This is a genomic window from Dermatobacter hominis, assembly GCF_020715685.1.
Classification (GTDB): Bacteria; Actinomycetota; Acidimicrobiia; order Acidimicrobiales; family Microtrichaceae; genus Dermatobacter; species Dermatobacter hominis.
In genome coordinates this window covers 90395-110239 of record NZ_CP085840.1, presented here as the reverse complement: position 1 = coordinate 110239, position 19845 = coordinate 90395, and the positions used below count along the sequence as shown (strand labels likewise).

At 74.5% G+C, this 19845-nt stretch carries 20 protein-coding genes; 7 read left to right on the top strand and 13 right to left on the bottom strand.

Annotated elements, in window-relative coordinates; genetic code table 11:
• Positions 1 to 26: 26 nt before the first annotated feature.
• Complete coding sequence (locus tag LH044_RS00540; RefSeq protein WP_227757846.1) at positions 27 to 1403, bottom strand: helix-turn-helix domain-containing protein; 1377 nt, start codon at positions 1401 to 1403, stop codon at positions 27 to 29.
• Between the two features lie 136 nt (positions 1404 to 1539).
• Between LH044_RS00540 and LH044_RS00535 the strand changes: the two genes are divergently transcribed.
• From LH044_RS00535 to LH044_RS00525, 3 genes are read left to right on the top strand one after another with little or no spacing between them, the layout of a single operon-like run.
• Positions 1540 to 2151 carry a hypothetical protein gene (locus LH044_RS00535; protein WP_227757845.1) on the top strand — a complete coding sequence of 204 codons (612 nt, stop codon included), beginning with the start codon at positions 1540 to 1542 and terminating at the stop codon, positions 2149 to 2151.
• A 23-nt stretch (positions 2152 to 2174) separates the two neighbouring features.
• Positions 2175 to 2582: an ArsR/SmtB family transcription factor gene (locus tag LH044_RS00530; RefSeq protein ID WP_227757844.1), complete on the top strand. Its 408-nt coding sequence runs from the start codon at positions 2175 to 2177 to the stop codon at positions 2580 to 2582.
• Positions 2545 to 3039, top strand: coding sequence for an SRPBCC family protein (locus LH044_RS00525; RefSeq protein ID WP_227757843.1), 495 nt, complete (start codon positions 2545 to 2547; stop codon positions 3037 to 3039). The genes LH044_RS00530 and LH044_RS00525 overlap by 38 nt, the downstream gene beginning before the upstream one ends.
• Before the next feature lie 76 nt (positions 3040 to 3115).
• Here the strand turns inward: LH044_RS00525 and ygfZ are convergent, their stop codons facing one another.
• Genes ygfZ through hisI form a run of 3 tightly spaced genes read right to left on the bottom strand, consistent with a single transcriptional unit; the run spans position 3116 to position 6122 of the window.
• Complete coding sequence (gene ygfZ, locus LH044_RS00520; protein ID WP_227757842.1) at positions 3116 to 4063, bottom strand: CAF17-like 4Fe-4S cluster assembly/insertion protein YgfZ; 948 nt, start codon at positions 4061 to 4063, stop codon at positions 3116 to 3118.
• Between the two features lie 20 nt (positions 4064 to 4083).
• The gene (locus LH044_RS00515; protein WP_227757841.1) at positions 4084 to 5721 is read right to left on the bottom strand and encodes a chorismate-binding protein; all 1638 of its coding nucleotides are present in this window, start codon (positions 5719 to 5721) and stop codon (positions 4084 to 4086) included.
• The gene (gene hisI, locus LH044_RS00510; RefSeq protein ID WP_227757840.1) at positions 5718 to 6122 is read right to left on the bottom strand and encodes a phosphoribosyl-AMP cyclohydrolase; all 405 of its coding nucleotides are present in this window, start codon (positions 6120 to 6122) and stop codon (positions 5718 to 5720) included. Before hisI ends, LH044_RS00515 begins: the two co-directional genes overlap by 4 nt.
• 186 nt (positions 6123 to 6308) lie before the next feature.
• On the opposite strand from hisI, the gene LH044_RS00505 reads away from it, so the two are divergent.
• From LH044_RS00505 to LH044_RS00495, 3 genes are all read left to right on the top strand, one after another.
• Complete coding sequence (locus tag LH044_RS00505; protein WP_227757839.1) at positions 6309 to 9497, top strand: AAA family ATPase; 3189 nt, start codon at positions 6309 to 6311, stop codon at positions 9495 to 9497.
• Positions 9498 to 9646: 149 nt separating this feature from the next.
• Positions 9647 to 10480, top strand: coding sequence for a hypothetical protein (locus LH044_RS00500; protein WP_227757838.1), 834 nt, complete (start codon positions 9647 to 9649; stop codon positions 10478 to 10480).
• A gap of 30 nt (positions 10481 to 10510) precedes the next feature.
• The gene (locus LH044_RS00495; protein WP_227757837.1) at positions 10511 to 10978 is read left to right on the top strand and encodes a hypothetical protein; all 468 of its coding nucleotides are present in this window, start codon (positions 10511 to 10513) and stop codon (positions 10976 to 10978) included.
• Positions 10979 to 10982: 4 nt separating this feature from the next.
• On the opposite strand, the gene LH044_RS00490 is transcribed toward LH044_RS00495, so the two are convergent.
• The 8 genes from LH044_RS00490 to hisD all read right to left on the bottom strand — a co-directional run bounded on the left by LH044_RS00490 (position 10983) and on the right by hisD (position 17720).
• A complete protein-coding gene (locus LH044_RS00490) occupies positions 10983 to 11276 on the bottom strand; it encodes a GroES family chaperonin (RefSeq protein WP_374210655.1) in 294 nt (97 codons plus the stop codon).
• Between the two features lie 143 nt (positions 11277 to 11419).
• A complete protein-coding gene (locus LH044_RS00485) occupies positions 11420 to 12364 on the bottom strand; it encodes an LLM class F420-dependent oxidoreductase (protein ID WP_227757835.1) in 945 nt (314 codons plus the stop codon).
• A 47-nt stretch (positions 12365 to 12411) separates the two neighbouring features.
• Positions 12412 to 13203, bottom strand: coding sequence for an imidazole glycerol phosphate synthase subunit HisF (gene hisF, locus LH044_RS00480; protein ID WP_227757834.1), 792 nt, complete (start codon positions 13201 to 13203; stop codon positions 12412 to 12414).
• The gene (gene hisA / locus LH044_RS00475; protein WP_227757833.1) at positions 13200 to 13949 is read right to left on the bottom strand and encodes a 1-(5-phosphoribosyl)-5-[(5-phosphoribosylamino)methylideneamino]imidazole-4-carboxamide isomerase; all 750 of its coding nucleotides are present in this window, start codon (positions 13947 to 13949) and stop codon (positions 13200 to 13202) included. Before hisA ends, hisF begins: the two co-directional genes overlap by 4 nt.
• Positions 13950 to 13991: 42 nt before the next feature.
• Positions 13992 to 14630: an imidazole glycerol phosphate synthase subunit HisH gene (gene hisH, locus LH044_RS00470; RefSeq protein ID WP_227757832.1), complete on the bottom strand. Its 639-nt coding sequence runs from the start codon at positions 14628 to 14630 to the stop codon at positions 13992 to 13994.
• Positions 14627 to 15244, bottom strand: a complete 618-nt coding sequence (gene hisB / locus LH044_RS00465; RefSeq protein ID WP_227757831.1) for an imidazoleglycerol-phosphate dehydratase HisB — start codon at positions 15242 to 15244, stop codon at positions 14627 to 14629. Before hisB ends, hisH begins: the two co-directional genes overlap by 4 nt.
• 68 nt (positions 15245 to 15312) lie before the next feature.
• Positions 15313 to 16401, bottom strand: coding sequence for a histidinol-phosphate transaminase (hisC, locus tag LH044_RS00460; RefSeq protein ID WP_227757830.1), 1089 nt, complete (start codon positions 16399 to 16401; stop codon positions 15313 to 15315).
• The gene (gene hisD / locus LH044_RS00455) at positions 16398 to 17720 is read right to left on the bottom strand and encodes a histidinol dehydrogenase (protein WP_227757829.1); all 1323 of its coding nucleotides are present in this window, start codon (positions 17718 to 17720) and stop codon (positions 16398 to 16400) included. Before hisD ends, hisC begins: the two co-directional genes overlap by 4 nt.
• A 52-nt stretch (positions 17721 to 17772) precedes the next feature.
• Here hisD and LH044_RS00450 point away from each other — a divergent pair, with 52 nt between their 5' ends.
• Complete coding sequence (locus tag LH044_RS00450; RefSeq protein ID WP_227757828.1) at positions 17773 to 17970, top strand: hypothetical protein; 198 nt, start codon at positions 17773 to 17775, stop codon at positions 17968 to 17970.
• A gap of 29 nt (positions 17971 to 17999) precedes the next feature.
• Here the strand turns inward: LH044_RS00450 and LH044_RS00445 are convergent, their stop codons facing one another.
• Positions 18000 to 19508 (bottom strand): HNH endonuclease signature motif containing protein, encoded by a 1509-nt coding sequence (locus LH044_RS00445; protein WP_227757827.1) that lies wholly within the window; start codon positions 19506 to 19508, stop codon positions 18000 to 18002.
• Positions 19509 to 19845 lie beyond the last annotated feature (337 nt).

The following is a 19845-nucleotide window of genomic DNA, read 5'->3' as shown; positions in this document are numbered from 1 at the left end:
GACCCTCGACGGTACCCGGCGGCCGATCAGCGATCGTCGTCGCGGCGGGCGTCGGCGTACGCGAGCACGGCGAGGACCCGGCGGTTGCTGGCCCGGTCGGCCGGGAGGCCGAGCTTCCCGAAGATCGAGCTGACCACGGGCTCCACGGTCTTGATGCTCAGGTGCAGCTCGTCGCAGATCGCCGCGTTCGTGTACCCGCGGGCCATGAGCCCCAGCACCTCCCGCTCCCGGTCCGTGAGGTGGTCGAGTCCCCCGGCGGTGGGGTCAGCGGTGCCCGTGGCGGCCGCCACGTGGGCCAGCACGAGCGCAGCCTGTGCGCAGAAGCCGTCGAGCAGCCGCTCGTCGTGACGGGACGGCGGCAGCGCCCGGACGACCGTGATCGCCCCCGTCGCGCCACCGGCCTCGCCGATCCACCGCACCAGGTGGCCGGGCGAGGCCGAGAAGTCCTCCGCGGGCTCGGGGCGGGATGACGACGGCCAGGTGCCGGCGACGTGGAACCGGCCGTGGCGGCGGACCCACACGGTCGCCGCCTCGGCGTCGAGGGCGCCGGCCACGGCCCGGGCGAGGTCGGCGGGCAACGAGTCGTCGTCCGGGGAGCGGCCGACCAGCCAGGTGAAGGCAGCGTGGGTCGCGAGGTACTGGCCGTGCACGATCGCCCACCCCGCCGCGAGGGGCACGAGGCAGACGGCGAGGAGCCCCGGCGTCGGCGTGCCCCAGCCGACCAGGCCGACGCACAGGGCCACGAGCGACGCGCCGACCGCCAGGCCGACCACGGTGAGCTGACGGCGGACCGTCGGTCCCGACACGCGCCAGCGAGCGACGACCGCCGCGAGCCACAGGACCTGGAACGCCACGAACGTCGGCCGGGACAGCGCGTCCCAGAGCGAGGCCGCAGCGTCGTCGCCTCCGACGGAGAACGGGTACGGCGTGAGGACGCCGGCCGACGTCGTGCCGACGGGCCACACGGCCGACACCACCGCCAGGACGGCGGTCAGCGCCGCGCCGGTGCGCACGACCCAGCGCCACCCCGGCGACGGCAGCCGGCCGTCGGGGAACAGGATCACCGACAGCGTGACCAGCGCCAGGCCGACGACGAGCGGCCAGGTCCCGAACCACCCCCACCACGGGCTCGTGCCGGGCCCGGGGTCGTGCGCCACCTGCCGCCCCAGGAACATGACCGCCTCGACCACACCGGTGGCCAGGAACACGGCGCCGCACCGGTTCCGGGGCTGGTCGTGGACGACGAAGGCCCCCACCGGGGTGAACGTCAGCGCCAGCACGCCGTTGTGGACGTTGCCGGCCCAGAGGCCGAGGGCGGCGCCGCCGACCGTCGCGACGACCACCCCGCTCAGGAGGAGCAGCGGGAGGAGCGCCTGGCCGCGCCGGTCGTCGGGCCGATCCACCGGAGGAGCATCGCAGCAGGAGGCCGGTCGGACCAGGGGCGAACCCTGCGATCCGGCACTTCCAGGGTTTCCCCCGTGGTGCGGCACGCCGCTCGGGACGGATCGTCGACACCACATCCACGATCCGGAGGACCCCGTGACCGACATCAGCCCCACCACCCGACCCGCCGACCCGACCGGGGCCGGCTCGCCGTTCGCACCGGCCGGTTCTCCGACCGACCGGCTGCTGACCGCGGCCCTCGTCGTCGCGCCGATCCTGTACCTGGCGGCCGACACCGTCTACGCCGTCGCCGGCTGGGACGATCCGGCCGCCGCCGTCCTCCACGTCCTGGGCGCGATCGCGTACGGCCTGCTCGTCGTGCGCGTGGCGACGTGGGTCCCCGGCGGCTCGCTGCTCGGCGCCGGACTGCTGCTGACCGCGGTCGCCGGCGCCGTCGGCAACGCCGCGTACGGTTTCGACGCCATCCACCAGTCGCTGGGCGACGTCCCGCTCGTGGACCAGACCGGAGCCGCCGTCCTGATCAAGCCGCTCGGGCTGCTCTTCCCGCTCTCGCTGGCGCTGGTGGCGCTGGCCTTCGCCCGACTCGGTCACCGGTGGCCCGCGATCGTGGTCCTGGCCGCCGCCGTGCTCTGGCCGGTCGCCCACATCGCGAACGTCGGCGGGCTGGCCGTCGTGGTCAACGTGGCGCTGGTGGTGTCGATGCTCTCGAGCCTGGGCTGGACCCGGTCGGCCACTCACATGCCTTGACGTTCATATGAACCTGTGGTCATGTGAACGCCGTGCTCGACGTGTTCACCGTCCTGGCCGAACCCCGGCGCCGCGGGATCCTCGACGTCCTGCGCCGGGGCGAGGCCTCCGTGACCGACCTGGTGGAGCGCCTCGACGCCAGCCAGCCCGCCGTCTCCAAGCACCTCAGGGTGCTCCGGGAGTCCGGGATGGTCGAGGTCCGGCCGCACGGCAAGCAGCGGCTGTACCGCCTCGACGACGACGCGCTCAGGGATCTCGACGAGTGGCTCGCGCCGTACCGCCTCCGGTGGGCGACCGCGCTCTCGCGCCTCGACGGCCACCTCGCCGCGACCCGAGCACGCGACGCGACCCGAGCACGCGAGACCCCGAACGACCCGACGAAGGAGCCGCACCATGACGATCAGCACCCCGCTCGGCACCGTCGTCCGTGACGACGAGGGCCTGCGCCTCGAGTTCGTCCGCACGTTCCCCGACCCGATCGAGCGGGTCTGGGCCGCGGTGACCGACCCGGACGAGCTCGGCACCTGGTTCGGGACGTGGCGGGGCGACCCGTCGACCGGCACCGTCGAGCTCTGCTCGATCGAGGGCGACGGCAGCTACGAGCCGACGCCGATCGTCGAGTGCGACCCGCCCCGGAAGCTCGCCGTGGTCGTCTCGAGCCCCGAGGGCGCCTGGCCGCTGTCGGTCGAGCTGTCGGAGTCCGACGGCGTCACCACGCTCGTGTTCGTCCACCGCCTGGCCGAGCCGTACGACGCCACCTCGGTCGGGCCGGGCTGGCAGTACTACCTCGACCGGCTCGACGCGGTCCTCCGCGGGACCGAGATGCCCGGCATGGAGGACTGGCCGGAGTACGAGCCGCTCGGGGCCCGGTACCCGCTGCCGGACTGAGCCGACCGACCTCGGGCGGGCAGGCCGTCGGGTGGGCAGGCCGTCGGGTGGGCCGGCGTCGGGCGGGCGCCGCCCGTCAGGCGAGCGAGAACGGCAGGTCGACGACCGTCGCCGGTGCGCCGCCGACCTCGACCGCGGCGCCGACCTCGACCGACCGGTGCAGCATGCCGAGGGCGATCGGGGCGGCGAGGGTCGGCGAGAAGGCGGCGCTGGTCACCGTGGCCCGCTCGGAGCCGTCGGCCACGACCGGCGTCCCCGGCGCGGGGACCTCGACGTCGCCGGTGCCCCCGTCGAGCACCAGGCCGCGCAGGTGGTGCGGGACGTTCCCGCCCCGGCTGTCGACGCGGGCCACCAGCTCCTGGCCGGTGTAGCAGCCCTTCGTGAAGCTGACCGACGCGTCGATGAGCCACCGGCCCGCCTCGGCGGGGATGGTGGTCGCGTCGAGCTCGTGGCCCATGGCCGGCCAGCCCTGCTCGACCCGCAGCACGTGGAGCGCCAGCGGATCGGGCGACGGCACGGCGGCGGGGGCCGTCGGCCGAGCGCCGTCCTCGGGGCCGAACAGGTCCACGCCGGGGAGGCCCCGCCAGTCGGTGGCCAGCGTCAGCTCCGCGTCGGAGACGTCGGCGGCGGCCGCGGCCGCCAGCGGGCCGCGGAGGGCGAGGCAGCGCCGGGCGGCGGGCTCGATCGACACGTCGACCCGGAGCAGGAAGCGCCGGAGCCGTGCCGCGGTGCGCTCGCCCCAGCCGCCGTCGACGTCGACCAGCAGCTCCTGCTCGCCGGTCCGGGTGAGGCGGAACCAGGCGTCGACCTTGCCCTGCGGCTCGAGCACGAGCGACCAGCTGCTCTCCCCCACCGCCAGCGCGCCGACGTCGGCCGAGACCTGGCCCTGGAGGTAGGTGACGGCGTCGGCGCCGGTGATCCGGAGGACGTCGCGGTGGTACTCGAACGCGGCCACGTCGGTGCGGGCCGTGGACACGGCATCGGCCACCGCGGCGGCGTCGATCGGATCAGCCTGCACGGTCACCTCCGGGTGGTCGCCCCGGTTCAGGACGAGGGTCGCAGCGCGGCCCGGCGCTGGGCCGTCATCCGCTCCGCCGCCGGCACCGCGGACAGCAGCGCCTTGGCCTTGTTGCGGGTCTCGAGCTCCTCGTCGGACGGCACCGAGTCTGCCACCACCCCCGCGCCGGCCTGCACGCAGGCCGCCCGGCGGCCGTCGGGCCCCGGGGGGTCGACCAGCATCGTGCGGATCGCGATCGCGGTGTCGATGTTGCCGGAGAAGTCCACGTAGCCGACGATGCCCGCGTACGGCCCCCGCTTCACGGGCTCGAGGTCGTCGATGATCTCCATCGCCCGGACCTTCGGCGCCCCGGAGACCGTGCCGGCCGGCAGGGTGGCGCGGAGCACGTCGATCGGGGTGCGGCCCTCGGCGAGGGTGCCCGAGACCTGCGACGTGAGGTGCATGACGTGGCTGTAGCGCTCCAGCGTCATGAGCTCGTCGACGTGGCAGGTGCCGAACTCGACGACGCGGCCGACGTCGTTGCGGGCGAGGTCGACCAGCATGATGTGCTCGGCCCGCTCCTTCGGGTGCTCCACCAGCTCGGCGGCGAGCTTGCGGTCGTGCTCGTCGGTGGTGCCACGGAAGCGGGTCCCGGCGATCGGCCGGGAGATCACCTGGCCGCCGAGGAGCTGGACCATCGGCTCGGGCGAGCAGCCGACGAGCGTCAGGTCCTCCTCGCGCATCAGGAACATGTACGGGCTCGGGTTCACCTGCCGGAGCGTGCGGTAGATGTCGAGCGGCTCGGCCGACGTGGTGAAGTCGAAGCGCTGGGCCAGCACGACCTGGAAGATGTCGCCGGCGAGGATGTGCTCCTTGGCCGCCTCGACCGCCGCCTCGTACGCCCCGCCCGACATCGAGGAGCGGACCTCGACCGCCTCGTCGCCGCGGCTCGGCGGCTCGACCAGCGGCTCGTCGATCGGGGTCGCGCCGTCGTCCGCCATCCGCTCGAGCCGGGCGACGGCGTCGTCGTACGCACCGTCGATCTGCTGGTCGGTGGCCCCGTCCGCCAGGAACGTGTTCGCGACGAGCGTGACCTTCTGGGACCAGTGGTCGTAGGCCGCGACCTCCCCGATGACCGACAGCACCGCGTCGGGCCAGCCCCGGTCGTCGGTCGGCACGTCGGGGAGGCGCTCCACCTCGCGGACGACGTCGTAGCCGAGGTACCCCATCACGCCGGAGTGCAGCAGCGGGAGCTCGGGCGCGTCGGGCACGACCTCGGCGAACTGCTCGTTGCTCGGGGCGCGGAGGTGGTCGAGCAGCACCTCGAGCGCGGCGAGGATCCCCTGGTCGGTGGGGACCTCGTCGGGTTCGATGCCGTCGGGCAGGTCGCCGCTGAGGGCCACCTGGCGGCCCCGGGCCACGAGCCGCGCCCGGGGGTCGCGACCGACGAAGGACCAGCGGCTCCAGCGCCCGCCGTGGTCGACGGACTCGAGCAGGAACCCGGGCCGGCCGGCGCCGCCGTCGGCGGTCGTGTCGGGGCCGCACCAGCGGGCGAAGGCCGCGACCGGCGTCGTCAGGTCGGCGAGCAGCGTGCGGGTGACGGGGACGACGCGGAACCGTCGCGCCAGCGCGTGGAACTGCTCCCTCGTCGGGAGCACCGAGGTCGCCGGACCGGTCGTGCTCACGTGGGGCCGGGGCGCTCGGTGGTCTGGTCGTCGGTGCCGAACGACCGGAACCAGCAGGTGTACGCGCCCGTGTGGCACGCACCCTTCCCCTCCTGCTCCACGAGGAAGAGCAGCGCGTCGCCGTCGCAGTCGTAGTGGGCGGAGCGGATGAACTGCCGGTCGCCGGACGTGTCGCCCTTCCGCCACACCTCCTGGCGGGAGCGCGACCAGAACACGGTGCGCCCCTGCTCCAGGCTCATCCGCAGGGTCTCGGCGTTCATCCACGCCATCATCAGCACGGCCCGCGTGTCGACGTCCTGGACGATCGCGGGCACGAGCCCGTCGCCGTCGTAGCGGATCTGCTCGAGGTCCTCGTCGCGGACCTCGACGGGCGTGACGGCGGGTCCGGGGGTGTCGGCCATGGGGCGCCATCGTAGGAGGGGCGAACCGGCGGCTCGAAACGACATCCGCACGGCGGAGCCCGTCCGGATCGGCCGCCCCACCGGTCGGGACGGGCGCGGGGAACGAGGTGGTGGCGCCCGCAGGTCGCAGGCGTAGGCTCCGACCCGGAAGGGACGTCCCGACGCGCCACGCGGGACGGGAGGACCATGGACGCGACCGACCCCGACGGTCCCGCGCGACCGTCTGGCCGCTACGAGGAGCTCCACCTCTGCGAGCGGTGGCTCGGAGAGGCGATCGGCGGGCGGATGCGCGTCCTGCTCGTCGAGGGCGAGGCCGACGTCGGCAAGACGACGCTGCTGCGCTCGACGCTCGACCTGGCGGCCGCCCGCGGCGCCGTCGTCGGCCGGGGCACCTTCCAGCCCGCCGACGTCGCCCACCGGGGCGTCGTCGAGGCGCTGCGGCCGGTCCTGCCGCCCGACGCCCTCCCCGACCGGGGCCTCGACGCGGTCGACGACGTCGAGCGGCGGTCGCCGGAGCGGACGATGGCCGAGCTGTTCACCGGCACGGCGCGGGCGCTCGTCGACGCGGCGCGCGAGCGCCCCGTCGCCATCGGGCTCGACGACCTCCAGTGGGCGGACCGACCGTCGATCGACCTGCTCGGGCTGCTGCTCGCCGGGCTCGTCCAGGCCGGCGGCGACGGGCCCCTGCCGCTGTTCGTCGTCATGGCCGGTCGCGTCGCGGAGGACGCCGTCGGGACGAGCACGCGGCTGGCGTCGCTGCGGCGCTACCCTGGCAGCCGGCACCTCCTCCTGCAGGCGCCGTCCGAGGCGGCGCTGGGCCAGATCCTGTCGGACCGGTTCGGGGTGCGGCCGTCGCCGCGGCTCCTCCGGGCGGTCCACTCGGCGACCGGCGGCCGGCCCCTGCACGCCGAGATGCACGTCCGGGGCGCCATCGCGCGCGGCGACGTGCAGGAGCGCCGGGGCGTGCTCGTCGACGGGCCGGGCTACCAGTCGCGCAGCGCCCACCGGACGCTCGACGACGAGGTCGTCGACCTGCTCGACGTGCTGGCCGAGGAGGAGCGGGAGCTGCTCGTCGTGGCCGCCTGCCTCGGCACGGCGGGCGCGACCGCCACGCTCCAGGCCGCCGCGGCGCCGATCGCCCCGACCGGCGACCTCCCGGTCGAGCGGCTGCTCAAGGTCGAGGAGCTGATCGAGGTCGACGAGCACTGGTTCCGGTTCCGCCACGCCGAGGTCCACCGGGCCGTGCTCCGCACCCGGCCCCGCCCGCTCCGCGCCCAGCTGCACTGCCGCACCGCGCTCGCGCTGTGGGACGCCCTCCCCCGCAACGCCGACACGATCGCGCTCGTCGACCGCCAGCTCCGTCTCGGCGGCGACGACGTCGACCCGCGCATCGTGTTCCACGTCGCCCGCGCCGTCGGCGACGGCAGCCTCGGCACCGCGGCCTGGTCGGACGCGTCGCTGGCGTACGAGCGGGCGATCGCGGCGGCCGAGCGCATCGGCGTCGACGCCGACACGATGACCGAGCTCCAGCTCCGGGCCGGCCACGCCGCCGCCCACGACCACGACGCGCCGACCGCGTCGGAGCACTACGGCTGTGCGATCGACCTCGCCCGGGCGGCGGGCGACACCGAGCGGTGGGCCCGGGCCGCGCTGGGCCTCGGTCGGGCCCGCCTCACCTCGGGCTCGGAGCACCTCCTGCAGCGGGCCCCGATCGACGAGCTGCACTCGCTCGTGGAGGCGCTCGGGTCGGACGGTTCGGAGATCGGCGCCCGCTGCCAGGAGCTGCTGGCCGAGATCGCCTTCTCGGCCGGCGACTACGGCGACGGCTTCGCGTGCATCCAACGGGCCCGGGATCTCGCCGTCGACGCCCCCGACGTCCTCGCGCTCGTCGACTTCGCCGAGGGCCTGCAGTTCATGGGTGCGCTGCAGCTCGACCGCGCCGAGGAGCTGTTCCGGCGGAGCCACGACCACGCGCTCCAGGCCGGCGACACGTGGGTCGGCCTGTGGGGCCTGACGCGGACCGCGCTCGTCCTGCTGCTCCGGGGCGACGTCGAGGGCGGCGACACGGCGGCCCGGATCGCCGCCGCCGCGTCCTCGACCCTCGGCAACTGGGCCGAGCACGCCATCGCGCTCGCCTGCACCGCCTGGGCCGCCAACCTCCGGGGCGAGTTCCACGACGCCGAGGAGCGGGCGCTCGAGGCGGCCGAGTTCGTGCAGCGCTCAGACTACACGTTCGGGCCGCTGATGGTGTTCCCGCAGCTCGCGTGGTCACGGGCCGTGCGGGGCGACTGGACCGGCAGCCGCGAGGCGCTCGACGACTGGGCCGCCACCGGAGCGCGCGGCGTCGGGCTCACCTCGGCGGTGATCCGCGCCGCGCTCGCCCCCGACGACGACCGGGGCCCGACGCTGCGCACGCCCGAGGGGATGGTCACGATCAACTCGATCCTCCCCCTGGCGGGGTGCGCCGAGATGGCCCGCCACCGCGGCGATGCCGAGGGCCTGGCGTCGCTGGCCGGCGAGCTCACCGCCGTCGCCAACGCCGGCACCCGCTGCGTGCCGTTCGTGAACCTGTTCGTCGACCGCTTCAGCGCCTACACCAACCCCGACGCGCCGCAGGCAGCCGTCGCCGACCGCCTCGCCGGCGCCGCCGAGCGGGCCGCCCGCCTGGGCCTGGCCGTCGAGGCGGCGCGGGCGACGATGGACCGCGCCGAGGTCATCGCCCCGTCCGACCCCGAGCGAGCCGGCGCCCTCGCCGGCGCCGCGCTCGACGAGTTCCACCGGATGGACGCCCTCGCGCTCGCCGTGCGGGCCGAGCGCTGGGTCGCCGGCCTCGGCGACGCCCTCCGGCCCTCGGCGGCGCCGAGCCCGCTGTCGCGGACGATCCTGTTCACCGACATCGTCGAGTCGACCCGCCGCAACGCCGAGGTCGGCGACGCGACGTTCCTCGAGCTGCTGCGCTCCCACAACGACCTGATGCGCGGGCGGCTGCGCGAGTTCAGCGGCACCGAGTTCAAGCACACCGGCGACGGCATCGCCGCGTGGTTCCGCAACGCCGACGACGCAGCGGGCTACTCGCTCGCCGTCCAGCACGACCTCGACGTGCTGCAGCGCGCCGAGCCCGAGATGGGCCTCCAGGTGCGGATGGGCCTGGCCGCGGGCGTGCCCCTCGAGAACGAGGGCGACCTGTTCGGCCTGGCCGTCGTCCGTGCCGCACGGATCTGCGACCGGGCCCACGGCGGACAGGTACTGGCCGGTGACGAGGTGGTCCGGGAGCTCGATCCCGACCGCTGGCTGACCGTGCTGGTCGGCAAGCTCGACCTCAAGGGACTGCCCGGTCCGGTCGCCGTCCACCGCGTCAGCGCGGCGGTGGGCTGACCGGCTCGCCCGCGCCGTGACGATCGGGGGCTTCCGGTGCACCCGTGGTGCTGCTACGTTCCCCCGCAGAGAGGAACGCTGACCATCGGTCAGCGGCGTGGGAGCGGGCACGACGCGTCGAGCGAGGTCGGCAGACGACGGAGGTCCCCATGCCCGGCATGCCGTTCTACGTGGAGAAGGGCCCGCAGTTCCAGTTCATCGAGGAGTTCGTGCTGGGCCCCGGCGGGCCGGTCCTGCTCACCGAGCTGCGGCGCAACCACCCGAACGCCGGAGCCTGGATCTCGCAGATCGCCACGAAGGTCGGTCTGGGGACCGCGTCCCCGAAGCTCAGCAGGGGACCCGGTCCGGCCGCACGGGTCCAGCACCTGAACGAGCACTGGTTCGAGCAGACGCAGGCCCCCGACGGCACCTGGAAGCGAGATGCGGACCCCCAGGAGCCGATGGTCCAGAGCGACGGCCAGTGGGCGTGGTGGCACGCCTACGCCGGCGACGTCTACGAGATCATGCGCTGGACGATGATCCGGGCCGGCGAGGTCTCGCTCGGGATCGGTGCCACCGACGAGCCGGGGGCCGGGCGGCAGGACCCGTGGCCGATCGAGCTGTTCTGGCACTGCAGCCAGAACTGGTTCGAGGGCTGGGTGACGTGGCGCCGCAACGGTGCGACCGGTCAGGTCACCGTCCTCCTGTGCACGCCGACGGCGGGGACCCCGGTCCGGCCGTCGCCGCTGGCCTCGTTGGCGCCGGCGAGCGAGCAGCCGCAGGCGACCGAGCCGAACTACGGGTTCAACCCCCCGACGCCGGGCGGGCCCCGAGGGACGGTCGTGGTGACCCACGCGCTGCACACGTTCGTCCGCGGTGGTCCGACCCAGCTCAGCACCAGGTCCCCGAAGGGGGCGATCCCGCCGCCGCCGGCCGACTACTGGCGCGGCGTCGGACCGGTCGTCGCCGTCAGTCCCAGCTGGCCCGACGGCGGCGTCCTGTGAGCAGCCGACGAGGACAGGCGAGGAGGAGCCATGCCTGAGTTCGACGAGGGCAGCGTGAGGGACATCATCGTCGAGGACCTGACGGCCTCGTTCAACGAGGCGAGCGCCGACCGGAGCCTGCTGCTGCCGATCGCGGGATCGGTCGAGCTGCTCGACGAGTTCGGCGTGATGGCCAACGACGTCGCCGCCTCGATGGCGTGGCGCTACACCGGCCGGCACGACGTCCGGTTCCTGGGGTTCGAACCGACCGGTCGCACGGTCGTCGTCGAAGGCGTCACCATCGTGACCGGCTCGCCGGACCGGCCCGAGCTCACCCGGCTCATCGACTGGCACTCGGTCCTGGTGCAGATCGGCGCAGCGTACGGCGGCCACCCGGTGACCGACGTCCCGGAGGACGTCGCCGAGGCCGAGCTCGCACGCCTCGTCGAGCTCGGCGAGCTCCCCAACGGTCTCACGAAGGACCGCATGGGCGAGCTGTACCCCGACGACGGGTCCTGACCGCTCAGAGGTAGAGCCCGGTGTGGCCCGCCTCGAGGCGCTCGGACGCCAGCGCGTGGATGTCGCGCTCCCGGAGGATGATGAAGGTGTCGCCGCGGACCTCCACCTCGTAGACCTCCTCGGGGTTGAACAGGACGTGGTCCCCCTCCTCGACCGCCCGCACGTTGGGGCCCTTGGCGCGGACCTCGGCCCACGCCAGGCGGCGCCCCATCTGCGCGGTGGCGGGGATCAGGATGCCGCCCGTCGAGCGCCGGTCGCCCTCGGCGTCGACCTTCACGAGGATGCGGTCGTTCAGCATCCGCACGGGCAGCTTCTCGTGCGAGCGCGCCGACGCGGTCGCCGGTCCCGGAGGGGCGGGGTCCGCCGGCGGGACCGGTTCGGGTGCGGGCTCGCTCATGGGTCGCACACGCTACCGGTGCGCCGCACGGGACCGACAGGCGGTCAGCCCGGGAGGGCCGAGGCGGCGGGCAGCACGCGCTCGGCCACGAGGGCCAGGTGGTCGAGGTCGTCGAGGTCGAGGACCTGGAGGTAGGCGCGGGTGATGCCGGCGGCGGAGAACTCCTCGAGCGTGGCGACGACCTCGTCGGGCGTGCCGGCCAGGCCGTTCTCCCGGAGCTCGTCGACCTCGCGGCCGATCGCCTTCGCCCGACGGGCGACCTGCGCCTCGTCGGCGCCGCAGCACAGGACCTGGGCGACCGAGCGGACCACCGTCGCTGGGTCGCGGTCGGCGGCGGAGCACGCGGCGTCGATGCCCTCGTTCAGGCTGCGGACCGCGTCGACGCCGGCGAAGGGCACGTTGTACTCGTCGGCGAAGCGGGCGACGAGCGACGGCGTGCGCGTGGGGCCGAACCCGCCGATGATGACCGGCGGCCGGGGCCGCTGGACGGTCTTCGGCAGGGCCGGCGAGTCGGACACCCGGTAGTGCTGCCCGTCGAAGTCGAACGTCTTGCCCGCCGGGGTGGTCCAGAGGCCCTCGATGATCTGCAGCTGCTCCTCGAGCCGGTCGAACCGCTCGCCCAGCGGCGGGAACGGGATGCCGTAGGCGGTGTGCTCGTCGTCGTACCAGCCGGCGCCGATGCCGAGCTCGACGCGCCCGCCCGACATGGCGTCGACCGTGGCGACCGAGATGGCGAGCGGACCGGGGAGCCGGAACGTGCCGGCGGTGACCAGCGTGCCGAGGCGGATGGAGCTCGTGTCGCGCGCCAGGCCCGCCAGCGTGATCCAGGCGTCGGTCGGGCCGGGGAGCCCGGAGATGTCGCCCATCGCCAGGTAGTGGTCCGACCGGAAGAAGGCGCCGAAGCCCAGCTCCTCGGCCGCCCGGGCGACCGCCAGCAGCTGGTCGTAGGTCGCGCCCTGCTGGGGTTCGGTGAAGATGCGGAGCTCCATCGGCGCAACGTACCCCGCTGCGGCGCCGGCCTTGCCCGGCCCGGTGGTCAGACCGGGCGGACGGCGATGCCGGCGTCGGCCATCGCCGCCTTGACCTCGGCGATCGAGTGCTCGCCGAAGTGGAAGATCGAGGCGGCCAGCACGGCGTCGGCGCCGGCCTCGGTGATGCCCTCGACCATGTGGCGGACGGTGCCGACGCCGCCCGAGGCGATGACCGGCACGCTCACGGTCGACGACACCGCGGCGGTGACCGGCACGTCGAAGCCGTCCTTCGTGCCGTCGCGGTCCATCGAGGTCAGCAGGATCTCCCCCGCCCCCAGCTCGACGACCCGGGCGGCCCACTCGACGGTGTCGAGGCCCGTCGGCATGCGACCGCCGTGGGTGTACACCTCGAACTCGGGGCCGTTCCCGGGCCCGCCGTCCTCGCCGGGTCGGCGGCCGCGCGAGTCGATCGCGACGACGACGCACTGGGCGCCGAACTCCTCGGCGATCTCGGACACCAGCTCGGGCCGGTCGACCGCGGCGGTGTTGACGCCGACCTTGTCGGCGCCGGCGCGCAGCATGCGCCGGGCGTCCTCGACGCTGCGGATCCCGCCGCCCACCGTGAAGGGGATGAAGACCTCCTCGGCGGTGTGGCGGACCATCTCGACGGTGGTCTCGCGGGCGTCGGACGATGCGGTGATGTCGAGGAACACGAGCTCGTCGGCGCCCTCGGCGTCGTAGCGGGCCGCGAGCTCGACGGGGTCGCCGGCGTCGCGCAGCGCGACGAAATTGACGCCCTTCACGACGCGGCCGGCGTCGACGTCGAGGCACGGGATCACCCGGGCGACCGCCGTCACGAGCGGGCTCCGTCGACGGGTCGGTCGGCGGTCGCCGCCACGGCGTCGGCCACGGTGAACGCGCCCTCGTAGACGGCGCGACCGGTGATGGCGCCCGACAGGGCGCGGCCGCCGGCCGTCAACGAGGCGAGGGCCCGCACGTCGTCGAGCGTGCCGATGCCGCCCGAGGCGATCACCGGCACGGTCGTGGCGGCCAGGACCCGCGACAGGCCGTCGAGGTCGGGACCGGCCAGCGTGCCGTCCCGGCTGATCTCGGTGACGACGAGGGCGTCGACACCGGCGTCCTGGTAGGCGACGGCGAGGTCGAGCACGTCGGCCCCCGACCCCTCGAGCCAGCCCCGGACCGCCACCTCGGCGCCCCGGGCGTCGAGCCCGACCGCCACGGGGTGCTCGGCGGCGAGCCGGCGGACCAGGTCGGGGTCCTCGAGCGCCGCCGTGCCGAGGACGACGCGCCCGACCCCGGCGGCGAACAGCGCCTCGGCGGCCTCGGCGGTGCGGACACCGCCGCCGGTCTGCACGGGGACGTCGAGTGCGCCGGCGATGGCGGCCACGACGTCGCGGTTGCGGGGCTCGCCGGTGCGCGCGGCGTCGAGGTCGACCACGTGCACCCAGGGCGCCCCCTCGGATTGGAAGGCGAGCGCCTGGGCGACCGGGTCGTCGCCGTACACGGTGCTCTGGTCGTAGTCGCCCTGGTAGAGCCGCACGCAGCGGCCGTCGAGGAGGTCGATCGCGGGGTACAGGTCCATCTCTGGGTCTCGGGGCTCTGGGGCTCTGGGGCTCGGGTCGCGTCAGTCGCCGGCCGGGACCGAGGCGGCCAGGCGGACGAAGTTGCGCAGGAGGGCGAGGCCCGGCGCGCCGGACTTCTCGGGGTGGAACTGGGTGGCCATGACCATCTCGTGCTGGGCCGCAGCGGTGACCGGGCCGCCGTAGTCGCAGGTGGCGATCACGTCCGCCGTGACCTCGGGGGCGAACGAGTGGACGAAGTACATCCACGGCCGCTCCCCCAGGCCGTCGAGCAGCGGCGACTCGGTCACCGGGTCGAGCCGGTTCCACTGCATCTGCGGGTGCTTGGTGCCCGCGGGCAGGCGCGTGACCTTGCCGCTCAGGACGCCGAGGCCGGTGACGCCGGGCGACTCCTCCGACTCCTCGTAGAGCAGCTGCATGCCGACGCAGATGCCGAGGAACGGGCGGCCGGAGGCGACGGCCTCGAGCGCCACCTCGTCGAGACCGGTCGCCGACAGCGCCTCCCGGCACCGACCGAACGCGCCGACGCCGGGCAGCACGACGGCCGCGGCGCGCTCGACCTCCCGGGGGTCCGCGGTCAGGACGGCGTCCGCGCCCACGTGGGACATCGCCTTCTCGGCCGAGCGCAGGTTGCCGATGCCGTAGTCGAGGACGGCGATGCGCGGCGCGGGTCGGTCGGTCACAGGGTGCCCTTGGTGGACGGCAGCTCGGAGCCCTCCACCCGGACCGCGTCGCGCAGCGCTCGCGCCGCGGCCTTCACCGACGCCTCGACGATGTGGTGGGTGTTGCGACCGCGCACCATCGTGAGGTGGAGGGTGATGCCCGCCGAGGTGACGAACGCCCGCCAGAACTCCTCCATGAGCTGGGGGTCGAACGGCGGATCGCCGAGGATCTTCGCCCCGGGCGGATCGATCTCGTAGTGGAGGAACGGGCGGCCCGACAGGTCGAGCACCGCCTCGACGACGGCTTCGTCGAGCGGCACGCGGATCGACGCGAACCGCCGCACGCCCCGCTTGTCGCCGAGCGCCTGGCGCAGGACGTCGCCGAGGATGATCCCCGAGTCCTCGACGGTGTGGTGGGCGTCGATCTCGAGGTCGCCGTCGGCGTGCAGCGTCAGGTCCATGCCGCCGTGGCGACCGAGCTGGTCGAGCATGTGGTCGAAGAACGGCAGGCCCGTGCGGCAGTCGGTGGTGCCGCTGCCGTCGACGTCGAGCTGCACGGAGATCTTCGTCTCCTTGGTGATGCGCTCGGCGGACGCCGTCCGGGCGGAGGTCTCGCTGACGGCTGGTGGGTTCACGACACACAGGATCGCGCACCCGGGCCCTCGGGCCAGCACGTGTTGGACCCGACCCGGCGCCGGGGCGCTCAGGAGAGCGCGGCCGTGAGCGCCGCGAGGAACTCGTCGTCCTCGTCGGTCGTGCCCAGGGTCACGCGCAGGCAGCCCTCGAGGCCGGGCCACGACGCGCAGTTGCGGACCAGCACCCCGCGGTCGACGAGGTCCTGCCAGACGTCGGCGCCGTCGCGGTCCCGGGGGCGGAAGAGGATGAAGTTGGCCGCGCTCGGCCACACGTCGACCGGCAGGTCACCGAGCGCCGCCTCGACGCGGCCCCGCTCCTCGACGAGGTGGGCGACCCGGCGGCGCATGTCGGCGAGGTGGTCGAGCGCGAGCACGCCGGCCAGCTGCGTCAGCGAGTCGAGGTGGTACGGCAGCACGACGCGCTCGAGGTCGTCGACCACCCAGGTCGGGCCGATGAGGTAGCCGAGCCGCAGCGCGGCGGCCGACCAGGTCTTGGAGTACGTGCGGGTGACGACGATCGGGCGGTCCTCGTCGACCAGCGACAGCGCCGACCACGGCGAGAACTGCCCGTACGCCTCGTCGACCACGAGCAGGCCGTCGACCTCCTCGACGACCTCGAGCACCTGGCGGACCGTGTCCTCGGGCTCGAGCCGACCGGTCGGGTTGTTCGGCGAGCAGAGGAACGTGATCGTCGGGCGCTCGGTCAGCAGGAGCCGGCGCGCCTCCTCGACCTCGAGGGTGAAGTCGGCGTGGCGGCCGCCGCTGACGACCGTCGACCCGCACACCTTGGCGATGTGGGAGTGGAGGGCGTAGGTGGGCTCGAACGTGGCGACCCGGCGGCCGGACCCGCCGTAGGCCAGGCACAGCGACTGCAGCACCTCGTTGGACCCGTTCGCCGCGAACACGTTCGCGGCGGTGATGCCGCCGTCGACCTCGTCGCCCTCGGTCTCGGCGATCCGGGCGCGCAGCACGGTGGCGGCGCGGTCCGGGTACCGGTGCCACGCCACGGTGTCGAGGGCGACGCGGAGCTCCTCGACGAACTCCTCGGGCGGCGGCTCGGGCGCCTCGTTGGTGTTGAGCCGGACCCGCACGTCGACCTGCGGCGAGTGGTAGCCCTCCATCAGCGCGACGTCGTCGCGCACCGTCGGGCGGCTCATGCGGGAGCTCCCGTCGTGCCGGGGAGGCCGTCGGCGCGCAACGTCCGGCGGAGGCGGATCGACTCGGCGTGGGCGTCGAGGCCCTCCGCCTCGGCCAGCGCCTGCACCGCCGGGCCGATCTGGTCGAAGGCTTCGCCGTCGACGGTGATCACGTGGTGGTGCTTGAGGAAGTCGTCGACGGTCAGCGCGGACGAGAAGCGTGCGGTGCCATAGGTGGGCAGCACGTGGCTGGGGCCGGCGAGGTAGTCGCCGACCGAGGCGGGCGACCACGGGCCGATGAAGATGGCGCCGGCGTTGCGGACCAGCGGGACGAGGTCGGCGGCCCCACGGCAGAGCAGCTCGAGGTGCTCGGGGGCGACCTGGTTGGCGACCTCGATCGCCGCCTCGGGCGAGTCGACGAGCACGGCGTAGCCGCCCTCGGCGAGGGTGGCGGTGATCTCGGCCCGCCGGGGCGCCGCCTCGGTGAGCCGGCCCAGCTCGGCGTCGATCGCGTCGAGCGCGTCCGGATCCCACGAGATGAGCCAGGCGAGGCCGTCGGGGCCGTGCTCGGCCTGCAGGATGACGTCGATCGCGGCGAGGTCGGGCCGGATCGAGCCGTCGGCGACGACCACGACCTCGCTCGGTCCGGCGAACGCGGCCGCGACCCCGACGGTGCCGGCGACCTCCTGCTTGGCCAGCGCGACGTACTTGTTGCCCGGTCCGCAGATGACGTCGACCGCGGGCACCTGCTCGGTGCCGAACGCGAGGGCGCCGATCGCCTGGGCGCCGCCGATGGCGTACACCTCGTCGATCCCGGCGACGGCCGCGGCCGCAAGGGTGACCGGCGTGACCTCGCCGGTCTCCCTGTCGGGCGGCACGCACACGGCCACCTCGGGGACGCCGGCGACCTGCGCCGGCACCGCCGTCATCAGCAGGGTGGACGGGTAGGCGGCCCGACCGCCGGGCACGTAGCAGCCGACGCGGTCGACCGGCCGGTGGAACGAGCGGATGTGCACACCGTCGGTGTCGTGTGCGACCTCGGGCCGCAGCTGCGTCTCGTGGTGCGAGCGGATGCGGTCGCGGGCCAGCTCGAGCGCCGCCCGCACGTCGGGCGGGGTGGCCGCCAGCGCCGCCTCGATCCGGTCGGCCGGCACCCGCAGCGACTCCAGGCGCACGCCGTCGAAGCGCTCGGTGAGCTCGAGGAGGGCGCCGTCGCCGCGCTCCCGGACGTCGGCGAGGATCTCCCGCACCGCGGCGACGGGCTCGTCGCCGTCCACGCTCGGGCGAGGCAGGGAGCCGCCGGGATCGGCCACGCCGCGGAGGTCGAGTCGGTTGAGCACGGCCGCTCACGGTAGTGGTGGGGCCCGTCGCGCCAGTAGTAGGAATCGGGCCGTGAGCCTCCACGCCGACCTGGCCTCGATGCAGTCGACGCTCGACCAGGTGCTCGTCCGCGTCGACGAGGCCAGCCAGGTCGTGCGGGGCACCGATCGCGACGACCTGCTCGGCGACCTGTACGAGATCGAGCGGAACCTGCAGGCTGCGCAGCGTCGTTTGCGGCGCGCGCTCGAAGCGGCCGAGTCGCTGGACTGACTCGAGGTCGGCGTCGGGTCCCGCGCTGCTCAGGCGGGCCCGGGTGGTCGACCGGGCGGTGCCGACGGTCGGGTCCCGGTCGGCCCCGGTCTGGGCCGGTGCTGGGTCGCCATGGCGCAGCCCGTCGGCGTCGTGATCGTGAAGAAGCCGCCGTCCGCCGACCCGTCGGGACTGCGGATCATCCGCCAGCCGGATCGGTGGACCACGCCGTGGTGGCGACGGCAGAGCAGGGCCAGGTTGACGATGACCGTCTCGCCGCCGACCTGGTGCTCGACCACGTGGTGGGCGTCGCACCACGACGGCGCGGCGTCGCACCCGGGGAACACGCACCCGCCGTCGCGGGCCGTGAGCGCCCGTCGCATGGCCGGGTCGGCGAAGCGGTCGAGGCTGCGGACGGCGAGCGGCTCGCCGAGCGCGTCGAGCAGCACCTGGGAGATCGACGAGTCGCACAGCAGCAACTGCCACTGCTGCTGGCTGAGGATGCGACGGCTGCCATCGGGCGCAGCGACGGCCACGGTGACCCCGGCGAAGCGCCCGGGCATCTCGACGTGGTCGCCCTCCACGTGGTGCTCGTCGCCGCCGGCGGTGGCCGCGACGACCGCGGCCAGCGTCGGGTGGAGGTCGTCGACGCGGTCGGCGTCGACGACCAGCGACAGCTCCACCGACGGCCGCCGGGACCCGCCCGATCGAGCGGCGACGCCACGGCGGAGGAGCTCCACGAACGCGGCTGCGCGGAGCTCGGCCCGCGAGCGGGGGACGAGGTCGGGGATGCGCTCCGCCTCGTCGTGCTCGGCCTTCCAGAGCAGGTCCACCTCGGCCTCGAGCATCTGCTCGGCGGCGATGGCGTCGGTGCCGTAGAGGTCCATGACGATCGCGACGTGGTCCCCGGTGCGCGACACCTTGCCCTTCGAGCGCTCCGGCTCGGGTTCGGGCCCGTCGACGTCGGCCACCGCGGCGAGGTCCCTGACCTGGGCGAGGAAGTCGGAGAAGCGCGGCGTGTGCTCGGAGAGGTCCAGCAGCGAGGCCTGCGCCTCGCCGAGGAGCGAGGCGTTGCGGACGTTGATCGCGTTCGCCAGCACCATCGCCCGCTCCACCGAGATCCGGCCCTCGCACAGCGCCCGGTGGACCTCCGGGAGGTGGGCCGCGAGCTTGCGACCGACTCGGATCCGGCGCGTCCACGAGAGCCGGTCGCGACCGTGGCGCTGCTCGGAGTAGGCGCCCGGCGTCATGCCGAAGCGGACGTCGAACCCGCCGCGGTCCTCGGTCGCGATCAACGTGGTCATGCCGGCCGCGGTCAGGACGCGCTCGGCGTGCTCGAGCGCGTCGAGCAGGCCGAACCGCTCGTCCTCCGTGAGGGTCGACGGGTCGAGCGCCCCGACGGCCTGCACGGCGTCGAGCAGCTCCTTCGCAGCGGCCGGCGGCACGAACTCGACGCCCGTCACCCCGCCGGGCCGCCCACTGCCTGCCGACCCATCCCCCGGCTCGGGCTCGGAGCGGTTCCAGCCCTCCGACCACCCCGGCCGGTCGATCGAACACATGTTCGAGAGGATACGGATACACTGTGACACGCTTCGACCGCCGGCAGCTCGCCTGCGGACTGACCCGACGAGGTCCGACCGGCGCGAGACGACGGCTCACGTCGTCGCACGGCACCGACGGGTTCGAAAAGCACCCGACGCCCCCGAAGGGGCGTCGGGCAGGCGACCCGGGCGGCGGGAGCCCAGTGGTCGCCGATACCAGGTGGCGGGAACCTGGCGCGGGTCAGTTCAGCACACCCGCTAGGGGCTGTCCACGACTTCGCGTGACCGATTCCACACCGGTTCCGCCCGCCCCGGAGGGCCGCTCGGCCGGCCGTCGGGAGCGCGTCCGGCCCCC